At 59.5% G+C, this 13,869-nt stretch carries 14 protein-coding genes, 4 pseudogenes and 1 other annotated feature; of the genes and pseudogenes, 10 read left to right on the top strand and 8 right to left on the bottom strand.

Translation table 11 applies throughout. The annotated features are described in order from the left end of the window. Window positions 1-12 precede the first annotated feature (12 nt). The 4 genes and pseudogenes from FJV83_RS28550 to FJV83_RS37145 form a co-directional block, all read right to left on the bottom strand. Window positions 13-773, bottom strand: a pseudogene (locus tag FJV83_RS28550) (transposase); the annotation flags it as partial. Between the two features lie 596 nt (window positions 774-1,369). Beyond that, window positions 1,370-2,143, bottom strand: a complete 774-nt coding sequence (locus tag FJV83_RS28540; protein ID WP_281408808.1) for a beta-lactamase — start codon at window positions 2,141-2,143, stop codon at window positions 1,370-1,372. Beyond that, window positions 2,077-2,517: a serine hydrolase gene (locus FJV83_RS37590; protein WP_280951491.1), complete on the bottom strand. Its 441-nt coding sequence runs from the start codon at window positions 2,515-2,517 to the stop codon at window positions 2,077-2,079. The genes FJV83_RS28540 and FJV83_RS37590 overlap by 67 nt, the downstream gene beginning before the upstream one ends. A 248-nt stretch (window positions 2,518-2,765) precedes the next feature. After that, window positions 2,766-3,045, bottom strand: a pseudogene (locus tag FJV83_RS37145) (integrase core domain-containing protein); the annotation flags it as partial. 130 nt (window positions 3,046-3,175) lie between these two features. Continuing rightward, window positions 3,176-3,230, top strand: a sequence feature (sul1 is cis-regulatory element that is thought to sense ions involved in sulfur or methionine metabolism; They are found in Alphaproteobacteria). A 113-nt stretch (window positions 3,231-3,343) separates the two neighbouring features. Here FJV83_RS37145 and FJV83_RS28535 point away from each other — a divergent pair. The 8 genes and pseudogenes from FJV83_RS28535 (at window position 3,344) to FJV83_RS28500 (ending at window position 9,568) form a co-directional block, all read left to right on the top strand. Further along, complete coding sequence (locus FJV83_RS28535; protein ID WP_095789646.1) at window positions 3,344-4,540, top strand: cation:proton antiporter; 1,197 nt, start codon at window positions 3,344-3,346, stop codon at window positions 4,538-4,540. A 316-nt stretch (window positions 4,541-4,856) separates the two neighbouring features. Then, window positions 4,857-5,101: pseudogene (locus FJV83_RS37770) on the top strand (hypothetical protein). 911 nt (window positions 5,102-6,012) lie between these two features. Continuing rightward, a pseudogene (locus tag FJV83_RS37585) lies at window positions 6,013-6,168 on the top strand (GntR family transcriptional regulator); the annotation flags it as partial. Window positions 6,169-6,231: 63 nt separating this feature from the next. Continuing rightward, window positions 6,232-6,717, top strand: coding sequence for an FCD domain-containing protein (locus FJV83_RS28520; protein ID WP_280951045.1), 486 nt, complete (start codon window positions 6,232-6,234; stop codon window positions 6,715-6,717). Further along, on the top strand, window positions 6,710-7,495 hold the full coding sequence (locus FJV83_RS28515) for an SDR family oxidoreductase (protein ID WP_142885356.1): 786 nt from the start codon (window positions 6,710-6,712) through the stop codon (window positions 7,493-7,495). Before FJV83_RS28520 ends, FJV83_RS28515 begins: the two co-directional genes overlap by 8 nt. Before the next feature lie 5 nt (window positions 7,496-7,500). Beyond that, window positions 7,501-7,629, top strand: a complete 129-nt coding sequence (locus FJV83_RS37580) for a hypothetical protein (RefSeq protein ID WP_280951048.1) — start codon at window positions 7,501-7,503, stop codon at window positions 7,627-7,629. A 396-nt stretch (window positions 7,630-8,025) separates the two neighbouring features. Beyond that, complete coding sequence (locus tag FJV83_RS28510) at window positions 8,026-8,436, top strand: hypothetical protein (protein ID WP_095789956.1); 411 nt, start codon at window positions 8,026-8,028, stop codon at window positions 8,434-8,436. Window positions 8,437-9,199: 763 nt separating this feature from the next. Next, window positions 9,200-9,568, top strand: a complete 369-nt coding sequence (locus FJV83_RS28500) for a hypothetical protein (protein WP_095789957.1) — start codon at window positions 9,200-9,202, stop codon at window positions 9,566-9,568. Here the strand turns inward: FJV83_RS28500 and FJV83_RS37135 are convergent. The 4 genes from FJV83_RS37135 to FJV83_RS28475 form a co-directional block, all read right to left on the bottom strand. Continuing rightward, window positions 9,513-10,226: a divalent metal cation transporter gene (locus FJV83_RS37135; RefSeq protein ID WP_246689019.1), complete on the bottom strand. Its 714-nt coding sequence runs from the start codon at window positions 10,224-10,226 to the stop codon at window positions 9,513-9,515. The two genes, FJV83_RS28500 and FJV83_RS37135, sit on opposite strands and share 56 nt — an antisense overlap. Window positions 10,227-10,758: 532 nt before the next feature. After that, window positions 10,759-11,085, bottom strand: coding sequence for a DUF768 domain-containing protein (locus FJV83_RS28490; RefSeq protein ID WP_095789958.1), 327 nt, complete (start codon window positions 11,083-11,085; stop codon window positions 10,759-10,761). 344 nt (window positions 11,086-11,429) lie between these two features. Beyond that, a complete protein-coding gene (locus tag FJV83_RS28480) occupies window positions 11,430-12,032 on the bottom strand; it encodes a diguanylate cyclase (RefSeq protein WP_095790034.1) in 603 nt (200 codons plus the stop codon). 314 nt (window positions 12,033-12,346) lie between these two features. Continuing rightward, window positions 12,347-12,547 carry a hypothetical protein gene (locus tag FJV83_RS28475; protein ID WP_095789961.1) on the bottom strand — a complete coding sequence of 67 codons (201 nt, stop codon included), beginning with the start codon at window positions 12,545-12,547 and terminating at the stop codon, window positions 12,347-12,349. A 181-nt stretch (window positions 12,548-12,728) separates the two neighbouring features. Here FJV83_RS28475 and FJV83_RS28470 point away from each other — a divergent pair, with 181 nt between their 5' ends. Beyond that, window positions 12,729-13,202 (top strand): hypothetical protein, encoded by a 474-nt coding sequence (locus FJV83_RS28470; RefSeq protein ID WP_142885355.1) that lies wholly within the window; start codon window positions 12,729-12,731, stop codon window positions 13,200-13,202. 281 nt (window positions 13,203-13,483) lie between these two features. Further along, window positions 13,484-13,801, top strand: a complete 318-nt coding sequence (locus FJV83_RS28465; RefSeq protein WP_095789964.1) for a hypothetical protein — start codon at window positions 13,484-13,486, stop codon at window positions 13,799-13,801. Window positions 13,802-13,869 lie beyond the last annotated feature (68 nt).

The raw sequence follows: 13,869 nt of genomic DNA, 5'->3' as shown, positions 1-13,869 counted from the left end.
ACCGCCCTGGCGTCAGTTGTCACGCGGCCGAGCGCGGGGCGCGTTTCCTGCCCGATGGACTGGCTGCAACTTGGACTGCTCTGCGGCGCAGGCTTGTGTAAGCGATGTTCTCAAGCCAGGGCTTTTTAGCTCGGCCACCCGGATATAGGCCCAAGGCAGCAGGGCGTCGATCTGGCTGTTGGGGTGGCCGTTGACGATCCTGGTGAGTACGTCGGCGAGATAGCCGAGCGGCTCGACACAGCTAGTTTGCAGGTTTCGACCAGGGAGGCGTTGACTGCCCAGTGCTTGGCGCCCCCGTCCGAGCCTGCAAAGAGGGCGTTTTTGCGATTGAGAGCAATCGGACGGATGGAGCGCTCGACCACGTTGCTGTCGATCTCAGTGCGGCCATCGTCAAGGAAGCGCGAGAGGCCTCCCCAACGGCGCGGACCCTGCGGCGGCCGGTTCATAGAAGCGCCGGCGCACATGCGTCCAGCAGAATGCGAGCGTTACCCCGCTCTTGTCGGCGAGCACGCGATAGCCGCCATATCCATCAACCTGCAGGATGCCGTGAAGCCTGCCAGATGGGCGATCGGACGCTCCGCCTTGCGGTCGGGCGCGTAGACATAGGCGACGCCGGGCGGATCGGCTCCGTCGCATGGCCGATCGTCTTGGGCATAGGCCCAGAGCTGGCCGGTCTTCGTTTTGCCGCGGCCGGGATCGAGCACGGGCGCCGTCGTCTCATCGGCAAACGGTTTCGGCGAAGCCTTCAGCTTGCCAAGCAGCCGCGCGTGCAGGCCGGGACGTCGAGGGAGGAACCATCCACCGGAGGCGCCTCGAAGTTGATCCTCACCATCTGATTCTCTCCTGGTAGCTAATTCAAACGTTATGTCTCAACTTTACTTTCGAAACCATACAACATGTCCGGCATCAGGCATTAGCTCTCCGACAGTTGGGCCGACCGTAGCCCATACAGAATGAGAAACGAAACACTTCGTAGTTGCACTTCTGGGACGCCCCAAAGCCAACTCAACGTCCTGCGAGGACGACGTCGTCCACCTCGTGGCACGGCAGATTGCCGATCTCTCGCATGAACTGGCAAGCGTCGGCGAGCGCGAGAGGAGCTTCCGGGTGCCGCATGCCTGCGGCGACCAGGTGCGCAATGGCGGCTCGGGACCCGATCCGCGCGAGCTGCCACCCAAGGGGCTTCGCACCCGGGACATCTACCTTTCCTTATGCCGCACTCGGCATAAGGGGATGTATCCGGGCCTGAAACTACGCCGATTCCCTAACGGCAATCCAGGAATGAAAGCTCGGCATAATGGCGCGCAGGGAAGATGCAATTCGGCCGAAGCGGACCTTTAGGTCGAGTCCTGTTGGTCAAAAATGACATCTACTTTTTGGAGAGTAGCGCTTCGATCAGGGAGTAGGTCGCCTTCACGCGGGCTTCGTTTGGGTAGTTCTTGTTAGCGAGCACAACCACGCCGATGTCCTCGCTTGGCACCATAGCGATGTAACCGCCAAACCCGTTCGTCGAGCCGGTCTTATTCAGGATCACATTCTTCTGGGGAGGAAGCGATGGGCTGATTCTTTCGGCTGGCTGTGGCTTCATGATGAAATCATAGCCATTGCCAGACTTCATTGTCTGCAGGTCGATGGGCCATGGGTACTGCTCCCAAACCATATCCTGGGTGAAAAAAGCAGTTTTGTACTGACCTTCATGGGTTCTCGCGACCGCCTTGCGCAATTCGTCGGGGGCCTTCCCGTGACCCAGCTCCACATCAAGAACTGTTAGCATGTCTCGGACGCTCGACTTCACGCCATAGGCCTCCGAGTCCAAAACCCCAGGGCTCACCCGAATTGGCGCATTGGTCTTTCGGTCATAGCCGAAAGCGTACTGGCTCATGTCACTCTTAGGAACGTCTATCCACGTATGGCGGAGCCCGAACGCAGGGAAGAGCACGCCCTCCACGGCTTGCTTGTAGTTTGAGCCCATGGCTTTGCCAGATATGTAGCCGAGCATCCCAATGCTAACGTTAGAGTAGCTTCGAGTTCCCGGTTGCGGCGGCTGCCAATCCATCAGCCAGCTCACCAACCCATCTACATTCGAAACGTTGTCCGGCACCTGCAATGGTAGTCCGCCCGAATGGTGTGTTGCCAAATCCATGAGTGTAAGCTTGTCGCCAATTGAACATCCGTCGACACAGACGAATGTGCCACCGTATCACTGAGGCTTAGCTTTCCGCGTTCTTCGGCCAACGCCGCAAGCGTGGCGTTGAAAATTTTGCTTATCGAGCCAAGCTCAAACAGCGTATCAGGGGTGGCCGGACGGTTGTCGGCCCGCGATGCCAACCCGACCGCAAAAAACTCATGTTTGCCGTTCCTGGTAACTCCAACGACGAGTCCGGGAATATCGTATTCCTTTACCACGGGTTCGAATGAAGCCTGCGCCTTCTCAGCAAACCCGTCGGCCTTCGCAATAGAGCCACTTGAGGTGAGTACCGCGATCGAAAACGCCACGAGGTACGAACACTTATCCATTCTATTGCTCCATATCGACATTCCCCAATAGGGTCTCGCTGGGATACAGTGATTGTTGGGGCAAAGTTGTGGCGCGCGGGCCCACCTGGCACTGGCCTTGGTATATAGGAGGTGGCATGTCATGACATCGCGGCTTTCAACGAGACGTAATTACTTCTGCATCGATCGAAGCTCGTCGCCAAACGTCAGTAACTTGTCGCCAACCCTGAACCGGCCAGACGATTGTTCCTTGAACGGCTCGATTTTGGCTAGATGTTCGGACCCGCCATGCGATGGATTGGATTTAGCCTGAACCTTTGCGGCTGCTCAGTCCAGATTTTGCAAATATGCTCGAAGGGGGTTAGGCAGCTAAGGATCTTCAGGCGTTTGGCGAAATTGTAGGCGTCGAGGAATGTTGCCCGGGGGGGGCACGCAGCTGATCATGGTTTTCATAGTAGTAGCGTCGCACGGTGGCTTCCTTGATCGTGCGGTTCATCCTTTCGACCTGACCATTCGTCCACGGATGGTTCGGCTCCGCAGACGGTGCTCCATATCGTTGCGGGCGCAGGCCACGTCGAAGGAATGGGCTCGGAAGATTTCCCTGCGCTCGATTGTTGCGCGGATGGCGCGCGGCCGCATGTTGCCATGCAGCAATCCTCTGTTATAGAGGATACATTCGATAGGACGCGATGTAATCACGGGTGCTCTTCCGGCCGCCAATCCGTCGGGCAATCTTGAAAGCCCGTTGATACTCGCGGACCTTCATAGTTACCTTTGATACCATCGACGGGGACAAGCATGTCCAATCTGACGCGAGCATATCGCGCTGGTGCTAGACCAGCCTTTCATGAGTGAGCGTTCAGTTCTTGCGGTGGGTATAATCCTGCTTACCGCTTCAATGGTGGCGATAATCTCGCGGCGCCTCCGTCTGCCTTATAGCGTTGGTCTTGTTTCTGCAGGTATAGCGCTCGGGTTTTTTCCTGGCGTCGCTGAATTCCCGCTAAGCCGAGATCTGATCTTCACCGTGTTCCTGCCGCCCCTCATTTTCCAAGCGGCGCTCGAGATCGAGTGGCGCCATTTTCGTGTTAACCTGCCCGTGAGTGCGTTGCTTGCGTTCCCCGGGGTGGCGATTGCGGCAGTGGTGGTTACCGTCGCCATGCATCTGGCGCTGGGTTGGAGTTGGATCGGAGCCGGATTGTTCGGAGTTCTGATAGCCGCCACGGATCCAGTATCCGTTCTGGCGGCCTTCAAAGAGATGAAGGTCCAGCCACGTCTGGGGCTGCTTGTCGAATCGGAAAGCCTACTGAACGACGGAGCCGCAGCAGTCGGCTTCACTATCCTGCTGGCAGCCGCAACGGGCGCGGGCGCGACGCCCTTAGCCGTCGTCGGGTCCTTCGCATGGACCGTTGCGGGTGGTGTCGTCGTTGGGACTCTGACATCAGCCCTCTTGCTTCTCATCGCTGGCCGGACCGAAGACCACCTGGTCGAGATCACGCTCACGACGATTGCTGCCTACGGCTCCTTTTTGGTCGCGGAGAATTTTAGCATGTCGGGCGTCCTCGCCACGCTTACAGCTGGCCTTCTTGTCGGGAATGTCGGCTGGAGAGGCGCAATTTCCACCGCCGGACGACCGCATGTTTTAGCCTTCTGGGAATATGCGGCTTTTCTAGCGAATTCGATCATATTCATCTTGATCGGTGGACACGAAGCGCAACAGCCTCTTGGGATATTCGTTGGCAGCTCAGCGCTCGCTATTGTCGTCGTGCTGATCGGCCGGGCTGCCGCGATCTATCCGCTTTGTGGGCTAGTGGCTCCGACGCGGCTGAGAGTGGACCTGAGATATCAGCACCTACTGGTATGGGGCGGGCTACGTGGGGCTCTCGCACTCGCCTTGGCGCTAGCGCTCCCGTCCGATATTCGCGAGCGGGGCGAAATCATTGTAGTGGCGTTCGCCGTCGTCGCCTTCTCGATTTTTGTCCAGGGATTGACGATGCCCTGGTTGGCTCGGCGCTTGGCGATCGCTCAACAGGCGACAGAAACTTGAGACTCCAGCTTGGCGAGGAGAGTTTGGCGCTAGATTTTTGACTTGAAAGTCGGCCAGCCAAGGATTCCCTCCCCACAACCGATCTTCCAAGCGCCCCACGGTTCGCGAAGTGTTTCCAGATGCAATTGTTCGTGAGAGGTGGTATTTAGGGGTAAGGCGGGCTGCTTCCTCGCCCAGGCCCGGTTGTGCACTGTGTCCCCGTCAAAGCCATGGCCGCCGGGCCGTCCTAACATCCATTTGAATTGCTATCGGGGTCGTTGCACTGGTTCTGTTTCGATCATCGCGAACACGGCGACAGCTATTTGGCGGGGGCGAGATGATAAGTCGACCAAGGGAAGAGAACGATTATCGAAACCGCGTCATCGACTGCCAGGATGCGATGGAGCCCGGCTTCCAAGCCATCGTCGACTGCATGCTGGAGGCGGGGTGGTCGCGGGGCGAAACGCTGCGGTCATTGAAGCGGCTGATCGCGGGGGACAACATGACCCAGAAAGAGAATGCTAGGACGGAACACAGCTTGCCATTGCCAGGGCCATGATGCGCGCGGGTAAGCCGTCTTAGGTAATCACAACTCGGTAAAAATCGTACATTCATTTTCAATTGAAATGAGATGACGGGAGAGTAGAATTACTCTTCGCCCGGCTTCCTCAAATGGCCGGCACGGCCCGGCTAGTCGCCCTGTGTCAACCTGAAGGCTGGCCGGGCCGTCTTGACAATCCTAGCGACGGAGCGAAAGCGAGACGAGTTCAGCCTCGTCTTTGATGCAGGCCATATAGTTTGCGATAATCCGCGATGCGATCGAATCGAGGGTGTCCGGTGACCGTTGCTCAAGTTTCAGCTTGTCGAAAACCCTGCCGAGAAGTGCCAATTCGGTTTCGTCGAATCTACCGGCGTCAGGCGCCTTTCGCCGGATTGGCATGATATTCCTCCCCACAGTCCTGGAGGGAAGCATGCCGCAAATCTCTCGTCCGGCGCTTCGGTGATCTGGCTAAACTCCACCTCCAAAAAAATCGGCCTGCTCATCAGGCCCGGCTTGACCATCCGTAGCTTCCCCTACGGCTTTTTGGCGGGCGGCCGGCGCCTTTGAACCGGAGCTGACCTCCGTCGGCTGTGCCGAAAGGCGGAGTTCCCGTTAACCGTGCCGTCTTTGCATTGCATGCTCTCGTCTCTGCTTCGACGAATAGCTTAGCCTCTCGATCAGCGCGCTCGAAGCGCTCTTTGTCCATCAGTCGTCGGGTCAAGAGCGCCTCCCATGGCTAACTGACCTATGCAATCATCGCTCGCGAAAATTGTTCCTTCCGTAGTCTCGGGCGTCAGGCGGGATCGACCACTTGGTTGCAAATTCCCACCTGCCTTGGCGCGCCGGTGGCACCAGCCTGCCTGACATGAAGCCTCCTTGACGTTTATGCGGCAAGGAGCAAAAAGCGGCGGAAGATCCCGGGAGCAACAGTTCGGCTGTCGACCAGACTGTCCGGCAGATCCTCGACCCTATTAGCACCCGCGCCATGTCGGTGGGCGACGTCCTGCCCACCGAACGGGAACTTGGCGAACTGTTCGGCGCGAGCCGCAACACGATACGCGAAGCGCTGCGCTCCATCCGCACCTATTGCCTTATCGATCCCAAGCCGCGTGTCGGCGCGGTGCTGGCGGACCGCCAGAATGTCGCGACCCAGAATTTCTTCCCCGCGCAGATGGATATTTCGAGGACCTCGTTTCACGACATACAGGGGTCCCGCCGCATCATCGAGGTGAGCATTGACGACCACATCATCCTCAATGCCAGCGCCGCTGAACTCGACGCCCTGGACGAGGTCAACGGCCTGATCGAAACCAGCAAGGATGTCCAGAAAGCCGCGCAGCGCGATTTCGACTTCCACCTGGCGCTGATGAAGCTCGCCGGCAACCGCATGCTGGTGCAGACCTACCATTTTCTGTCGCCGGTCATCCTGCACATCATGACAACCGGCAAATCGATCCGGCCGGTGCTGAAAGAAACGCGCCACGCCCATGCCGAGATCATTGCCGCGCTTCACGCGCGCGACCGCATTGCCTATAGCTATTTGATGAGCCGGCATCTCGACTTCGGGCTGCGCTTCGTTCCCGACGACCTCCAAAACGCACGGACCTCGCCGGCAATGCCAGGCCCGACTTCTTCCAAGGATTTGCACAATGTCTGACTTTGAAAACAAGGTGGCATTGGTGACGGGGACGACCGGCATCGCGCTCGCCACCGCGAGGCGGCTGGCGCAGGGAGGTGCGGCGATCGTCGCCTGCGGCATCGACAGGGCCGCCAATGCAGCCATGCAGGAAAGCCTTGCCAAGGCCGGAGCGGATGCGCTGGTGCAAACGGTCGACGTGTCCGTTTCCGATCAGGTTCGCGACGCGGTAGTCGCCGGCGTCGTGAGATTCGGCGGCATCGACATCATCGTCAATTCCGCTGCGGTCCATCCCTACGGGACCGCGACGACGACCGATTGGGAAACCTGGAACCGGGCAATGACGGTCAATGTCGGCTCGATCTACCTGACCGCCCATTTCGGCATTCCGGAAATGATCAAGCGCGGCGGCGGCGCTATCGTCAACGTCGCCTCGGTGCAAGGCTTCGCCTGTCAGCAGAACGTTGCCGCCTATGCCACGACCAAGGGCGCCATCCACACGTTGACGCGCTCGCTCGCACTCGATTACGCGGCAGCAGGCATAAGGGTGAATTCGGTCAGCCCGGGCTCGATCCGCACGCCGATCCTGGAAAAGGCCGCGCGTGGCGACCACGGCAGCGACGCCGATGTCGAGGAAGCTTACAAGCGCTTCGGCGCTGCCCATCCGCTTGGCCGCATCGGCGAGCCGGAGGAAGTGGCGGAGCTCATCGCTTTCCTGTGCTCGTCAAAAGCCGGCTTCTGCACCGGCGCCGATTACAGGATCGACGGCGGCCTGACCGCCGGCATTGGCGTGAGGTAGTGTCCATGAAGATCGGCCTTGGTCTCTTCGGCCTGGCGACCGGCCTTGGCGCGGCACTCTCGACGCTTGCGGCAAGTCCATGGCTCGAGCGGATGAGTTGTGCCGCCAATTCCGCGCGGCCGTCGTGGCGCTGATGGTCGTAAGCGGCGCGCTGATGATCTGGAAACAGCACGAGGTCGTCCTGGCGCTTTATCACGAGTTTGCTGGCGGTCTCCTGGCCAGTCCGGTCGGACCCGCGTAGGACTAAATCCGCGGTACGGCGGTCTAAATCGACCCGGCCACGAAGACCCCGTAGGTTGGTTCTGCTTTATTACGTGCCGGCAACGCCCGGTGACCTATAGGTCACCCGAAAGACTGCGTCGCCGTTGAGACTCGGTCGCTCAGGTAAAATTCGACAATCTCGGATGCAACTTATGCCAGTTTCCGTCCTTTGTGGTTTTGTGGAACGGTCCTTGGATTTTGATTGCATTGCTTTTTCAGCAACCTCTAATATCAGCCTGTTAAAATCGGCATTCTGGGGAGGAAGTGTCATGCCTAGGGTTTCAGACCTTTTCTTTAAAACAGCTATCGTATGGCTTATTCTGGGGATCGGCGCCGGCTTGCAGATGGCGATCTCGGGCGACCACGGTGCATTTCCTGCACATGCACACATCAATCTGCTCGGGTGGGTCACAAGCGCTATCTTTGGCGGCTACTACGCTCTTAATCCGGTAAAGGCAGCGCGGAGAACCGCAATGGTCCACTACGGCCTTTACAACGTCGGATTGGTGGTAATGCTGCCAGCTCTGTATCTGATGCTGCACCAAGGCTATACGGCGATTGAACCCGTCGTCGCCGTAGGTTCACTGATCGTGGCTGCCGCCGTGCTGGTATTCGCCTTTGTTGTTTTCTCAAGCGCAAGCGAGCGCGTGGTGTCTGGGTTATCGACCGCAACACGCTAAATCGACGGTGCTCGGCAGTAGTATAGAGGGGCGGCATGAGCCGCTGGAGCCGGAAGCCGAGGCTGACCGGCTCCCGCCTGTTTCTGTGGTCACAACGCAACAACGCCCGCTCACGACACCTGCTCCTCAGCCAAATTATCCTCGCTCCCCTATCGGGCTTAGTCGGCCCGAGGCTGCGATTCTGATCAACTCCAAAAACCGAAAGTGAACCCGACTCGCCTACGAGGCCGTTCAAATCCCACTTCTGATGCCCCGCTTTCATCGCGCCGGCCGGCCTGATACCGCGCATCGGAAGCGTGGCGAGACGTTGCAAGTGGCAGAACGATGGTGGCGAAAAGCAATCGCGGCGAAGCCTCCGGCGGTACACAGCGCTGATCCGTCGGGCGCGCCGAGGGCCAGCGCGGTGAACATCGCGGTGCCGATCCAGGCGATGACCTTGCCCGAATGCTGCCGCCGGCAAGCGCCAGCCCCAGTGATATTATCGACTTCATAGCTCAGATCTATCGAGAGGCGTTCGCTGATCACACGAGAGCAGCGACCTGCCACGAGGATGATGCAACGGCGCCTGGATGAAGAAGCTCCCGACCTGGATGCCTTGCTGCAAATCGGCGACGTTCGTTACCATCCGGTTCCGGCTTTGACGGACAAATTGCTGGAGCAATGTCGCCTTCTCCCGGCCTACTTGGTATCAAACCGACGTTGAATCCCTTGGAGACCCGCTTTAAATAGAGGTACTTAAAATCCTAGCTATTGGGAGGTAGCTATGATCGAAAGCCGTACAGACATCGCGCGGGCGATGATCGACGCCACCTTTGTCTCGCGCCATCGCTCTATAAGTGACATCGCCGAAATTCGTCGCGATCTGGACCAGTCCCGGCGGGCAGTCGCTGCATCACGCGACCTTCTAAAGCGGCTGCGCCAGCGCAAGATAGACGAGGCGACCAGAAACGTTGAGCAGCACCCGGTGTCCGCGTTCGATGCCGACATTCTCCGCAACGTCTTTCAGAAGTTGGTCTTGGAAATGAAGACACCGGAGTGTCAATGGCGCGATCTCGCCCAGACCCTGGTTTACGATTTTACCGGGTGCGAACGCGTTCAGTCCGGCGTGCTGGACTGGATTGTGCGGAAGTAGACCCGCGCTTCAGAATTTCAAACTGATGCACTACCCAGCTCGACAGCAATGCAACACCGCCGATTTCTGCGGAAAGCACGAGGAAGTTAACCAGCAAGGTTGCAATCAGCGGCCAGATAAACGCATTGAAGCCGAACCGTTCACGGATGCCGTCAGCGATGGTGTGATGAATGATCGCGGCGAAGCGGCCGGCCATCTCGACCAGGAAGATCATACAGATCGTGCCGAGCACGACCGCCCAGATGAGCTGGAAGCCGAACAGCGCGCCGGCCTGTGCCGCCGCCGCCATCGACCCGACGTCCAGAAGCCGCCGACGCTGGTGACGACACCGAGCGAGATCTCGAGCAGCTTCTTCATCGGCTCGGCGAGGAATATTGTCGATAGGCAGTAGCCAAGTCGCCTTGCGCGGCGCGAAGCTCCTGTTGCGGCTGTCCGGCCTCGGCGTGCTGTTCGGCCTCGACCCCGTCCTTGGCCCGCTTTGCCGCGTTCGACACTGGGTGAGAGCCTCTGCCAGCCCATCGCGCTTTGCCCGGTCGGACTGAAATGCTGATTCCACTTGCCGGCCGGGGTCGGCGAGTGTCTTGGCAAAAAATTTCAAGACAGAGGATGCGTAGCGGGACGGAGCGGCGCCGGACAGCCAGGCATCACTCAGCAGCACCGCCGCCTCGCCGTCGAGGTTGCAAGTTTCGAATGATGGTCGACGGTATCACCAGCAGAGGGCAGGAAGGCCCGGCTCGGCCGGGCAACGGTGCGCAACATCTTCCCCTCGTTGAAATCACGAAGAAAGCCGCAGCCGTGGGAAAGTGCCTCCGCGCTCGGGATTTGCGCAATCGAGGCGGGCCGGTTTCCATGCCCGACCTAGCTTCGCAAATGTTTTCAACTCATCGGGACAATCATGAGCCGCGACCTTGCCAAGACTTGAGCGCGCCAGAAGCTGGACTATCGCGCTCACCGAACAGAAGAGCGTGGGAAGCGTCCGATTGCCTGTTGCGTCCGCCTCGCGACAAAGGAACTATGAAGCAACTCTCCACTCAGCCTTTTGGAGTTCGAAGCGCTCACCCAGGCAGTTTCGAAACTGTCGAAGGATCATGGCGGAACGCTGGGAGAGGTTGGTGGTCTCTTTGTCCGAAGCCTTGCGCGAAGGAGACACCTATTGACGCGGTGGTCTCGACGCAGAGCAAGGAGACCCGCTAGCCAGCCGGCTTCCCCGAGCCCTCGACATTATCCTGTTCGGGATCGACAGCTTCCAAGGCATCAACGACAGGCGCCAATGAATTCTCTTTCTCGGGACCGGATTCCGCTCCTCTGTTATCTTCGCCGATTTTGTCCAGCGCACGTTGAATGGCGTCTTCAATGTTGCCGACCTCCTGCTCTCGCACCTCGCGACCGTAGCCGGCGGCATCGGCGTCTTGCTCAAATTGCTGCGCCAGCATCGAAACACTGACCTCGGTTTCGGCAGGCAAGTTGCCGACATTCTCCTCCAGCCAGCTGCGCAGGAATTCCTTCGTCGCGTTCATCGATCACCTCCTCGACGCGAGATAACCGGACGATGACGCCAAACGGGCGACGCCAGCAGAAACACTGGGACCGGCTGTCCAGGAGATCGAGCCGGAAAGTCCGGAAGCCGAGCGCGGTCCAGTGGCGCCCGATCCGGCGGTTGGCGTCGGCTCGGACTCGGCCGCCAACAGGCCAGGCGGCGGAAGCCGCTCATGCGTCTTATCACAATTGCGCTCGGCATTCTGGTGGTCGTTCTGATCGCCCTCTGGATTTGGGCTGGCCAGAATAGCGGGCGTCCGGCTGGCGGTTCCCAGCAGCCTTCGCCGCACGCTATCGACCAGAATGGCTGAGAGGATCAGACGCTTCATCGCGCGGCCGTGTCGCCGGCCTTGTGCCGCTTTGCCTTGGCTGGAACCAATCCGCCCGAGTTGGCGCGCAGGCCTCTGAAGAACTCCTCCAAATAGGGCAGCAGTTCGAACAGCACGATAATGATCATCACGGCGGCAATATATGTCACCGGCAGTTGCTGATGTTTCCAAATCAGGTCGAAGCGAGCTTTTTCCGTTCCGGCGCCAAACAGCGCCAGGAACTGGCCCCAATGAAGCGCCACCACGCTGACCAGCCCCATCAGCGGGATCATCTCCAGGAAGCTGTGCACATGCTGCTCGATCGGGCTCACCGTGCGCGCGGTGGTCGCGTAACGCACGTCCCATATCGCCGTCCCTTCATGGATGAAGAAGGAGACGATCATCACGGCGATCACGAAGGCGTTCACCTCGAGGAACATTGCGGCAAGCAGCGGGATCCCGACCTCGGCGAACATCAGCAGATGGATGAGCGATTCCTTCGCACCAGTCGTGGATTCAATGTGGGTCGCACGGTGGCAGAGCCAATCGGCAAAGCCAGCGATCAGCCAGACCGGCAAGACGAAATACATCAGGATGAGAACCATCGGATCGGTAAGCACGACGCGGCTCCTATTTGCCTCCATCCATCGAACCGCACGCCGGCGAAATGGTTCCATGCCTCCGCGACCAGATGGAAGTGCATGCAGCGAACGGCCGGAACGGTTCACCGGTCGCTGCGTTCTAGCATGTGCTTCCCTATGACCTCATCGTCATGCGCCTCGGTTTTGGCGCGTTATGGCTACGGCTTCGCCATGTCGGAATGCGAACTGAAGGGCTCGGGTGTGAGACGCTGAGGGGACTTCAGCTTTGAGCGCGCAGGACGAGTGGCTGCTCGCCAGCAATCTGGCGACGGTCTTCGCCGACTTGGGCGCGATCATCTTGGGACGACCGGTGGCACGCTGGAGCAGGCCCGAGGGTATGCCAAAGCATCGACCTGCACGGCCGCAAAATTTTCCCCGTTGCGGACGATCTGATGCTGCGCGATGTGCCCTTCGTGTTCCTCGGCGGACACGACGACATCGCCTCGCTCCTTCAGACCGTTCGCCACGTCCGACGCAATCAGATACGTCTTCAATGATCATTGCCAAGGGCGCTGCCATGGCGACCCCTGACGGGCGCATCTCTTCCGTCGCACGGCTGATCGTACTCCGCCGGCACGGAAACGCACCACACTTTGCTTCGGAGCTGTTTCAAGTCCCTAACAGGATTTGGACCGGCCTGGGTCAAACCCGTCTCCTGGTGAAGTTCGATTACAGGTGGAACAAAGCCGCCCGAGCATCAAGCAGATGAGGAACTCGGGCCTCTGGCCGTCGCCCTTTGCGGCGGACATCGCGTGCAGCGACATAAAGGGATTCATCGTCGGGTGGTCCATGGCCTTAGGCTCCATCCATTGCGGCGGCTCCTGCCTTTTCTCGCCTTGCCTCATCGAAACCGACGGACAGCACGATCTCGCCGTCGCTGCCACGAACCCGAACTGCCCAGCCGTCCTGGAGAGGTTCGGCAGCCGCATCGTCGAGCAGGTCGATCGCCGACCGCAACGCTTCATCATGAACAGCTTCCAGGTTGCGCAATTCCACGCCTTCGAGACGCCTCAAACTGCCACCCTCGCGATATTCGAATGTATAGAGATCCTGGCCCGTATCGCTTGGCGGCTCGATGCCGGGCCGGCCGCCATCCTGTTTTCGCGCCGCAGGTCTTGTGCAGGCGGGCCGCCAAACGCGGCGCACTGAACCATCAACTCTTTGGCACGATCAACAAGGGCGCCGTGGTCAAGCAACGGGTCGGACACGGCCATCGTGACAGAGACCTTTCACCGTCCTCGCCGACAAATTCGACCCTCACAGTTCCGGGGCTGGCATGTATCGCTGTGTCGAGAACTTGCATTCCCGCCTCCTTCTCTTGGTGTCGAGGATGGAAGCTGCCCTAGTCCCGAAAGTTCCCTCCGGGTTTCAAGGAGGGCGGTTGGAACGGCGGGGCCGGATGCGGGTTTAGGTAGCAAAGGAGGCGCCGAATGTCACCTGACGAACGTACACCCGCCGAGGCCCGTGGCGAAATCCAGGCCGGCAGGACGCAAGACAAGACCCCGGGGTTCGATCCGGCGGCAGTGCCGCAGGAAGCGGACGCCGAGGCGGGCGGTGTCTCGACCTCTGCTGCACCGGCTGCGACCCGCAACCCGAACTTCACCAACCAGGCGAGCTTTGCCAACGCGATGCGACCGCCGGAGAACGCGCCCCACCTCAAGCCGCGCAGGAACGGGCCGGTCCTGGTCATCTTGGGGCTGGTTGTCCTGCCCGCGCTCGCCTTCCTGTTCGCCGCAGCCCTCCGCTAGGAATGGAAGGAACATCATTCTCCGTTTCAGGCTTGATAACGCAGAAGGTTGTTGCGATGCCAAGCTTG

This window comes from Mesorhizobium sp. WSM4307 (assembly GCF_007003945.1).
GTDB lineage: Bacteria > Pseudomonadota > Alphaproteobacteria > Rhizobiales > Rhizobiaceae > Mesorhizobium.
This window is presented reverse-complemented; position numbering and strand designations above follow the sequence as displayed.

Bases quoted from the DNA above. Each gene is read 5' to 3' on its own strand.
- FJV83_RS37580 (WP_280951048.1), top strand. From the start codon at position 7,501: ATGAAGATCGGCCTTGGTCTCTTCGGCCTGGCGACCGGCCTTGGCGCG.
- FJV83_RS28515 (WP_142885356.1), top strand. From the start codon at position 6,710: ATGTCTGACTTTGAAAACAAGGTGGCATTGGTGACGGGGACGACCGGC.
- FJV83_RS28465 (WP_095789964.1), top strand. From the start codon at position 13,484: ATGTCACCTGACGAACGTACACCCGCCGAGGCCCGTGGCGAAATCCAG.
- FJV83_RS37590 (WP_280951491.1), bottom strand. From the start codon at position 2,517: ATGGATAAGTGTTCGTACCTCGTGGCGTTTTCGATCGCGGTACTCACC.
- FJV83_RS28510 (WP_095789956.1), top strand. From the start codon at position 8,026: ATGCCTAGGGTTTCAGACCTTTTCTTTAAAACAGCTATCGTATGGCTT.
- FJV83_RS28535 (WP_095789646.1), top strand. From the start codon at position 3,344: ATGAGTGAGCGTTCAGTTCTTGCGGTGGGTATAATCCTGCTTACCGCT.
- FJV83_RS28540 (WP_281408808.1), bottom strand. From the start codon at position 2,143: ATGGATTTGGCAACACACCATTCGGGCGGACTACCATTGCAGGTGCCG.
- FJV83_RS28490 (WP_095789958.1), bottom strand. From the start codon at position 11,085: ATGAACGCGACGAAGGAATTCCTGCGCAGCTGGCTGGAGGAGAATGTC.
- FJV83_RS28500 (WP_095789957.1), top strand. From the start codon at position 9,200: ATGATCGAAAGCCGTACAGACATCGCGCGGGCGATGATCGACGCCACC.
- FJV83_RS28520 (WP_280951045.1), top strand. From the start codon at position 6,232: ATGGATATTTCGAGGACCTCGTTTCACGACATACAGGGGTCCCGCCGC.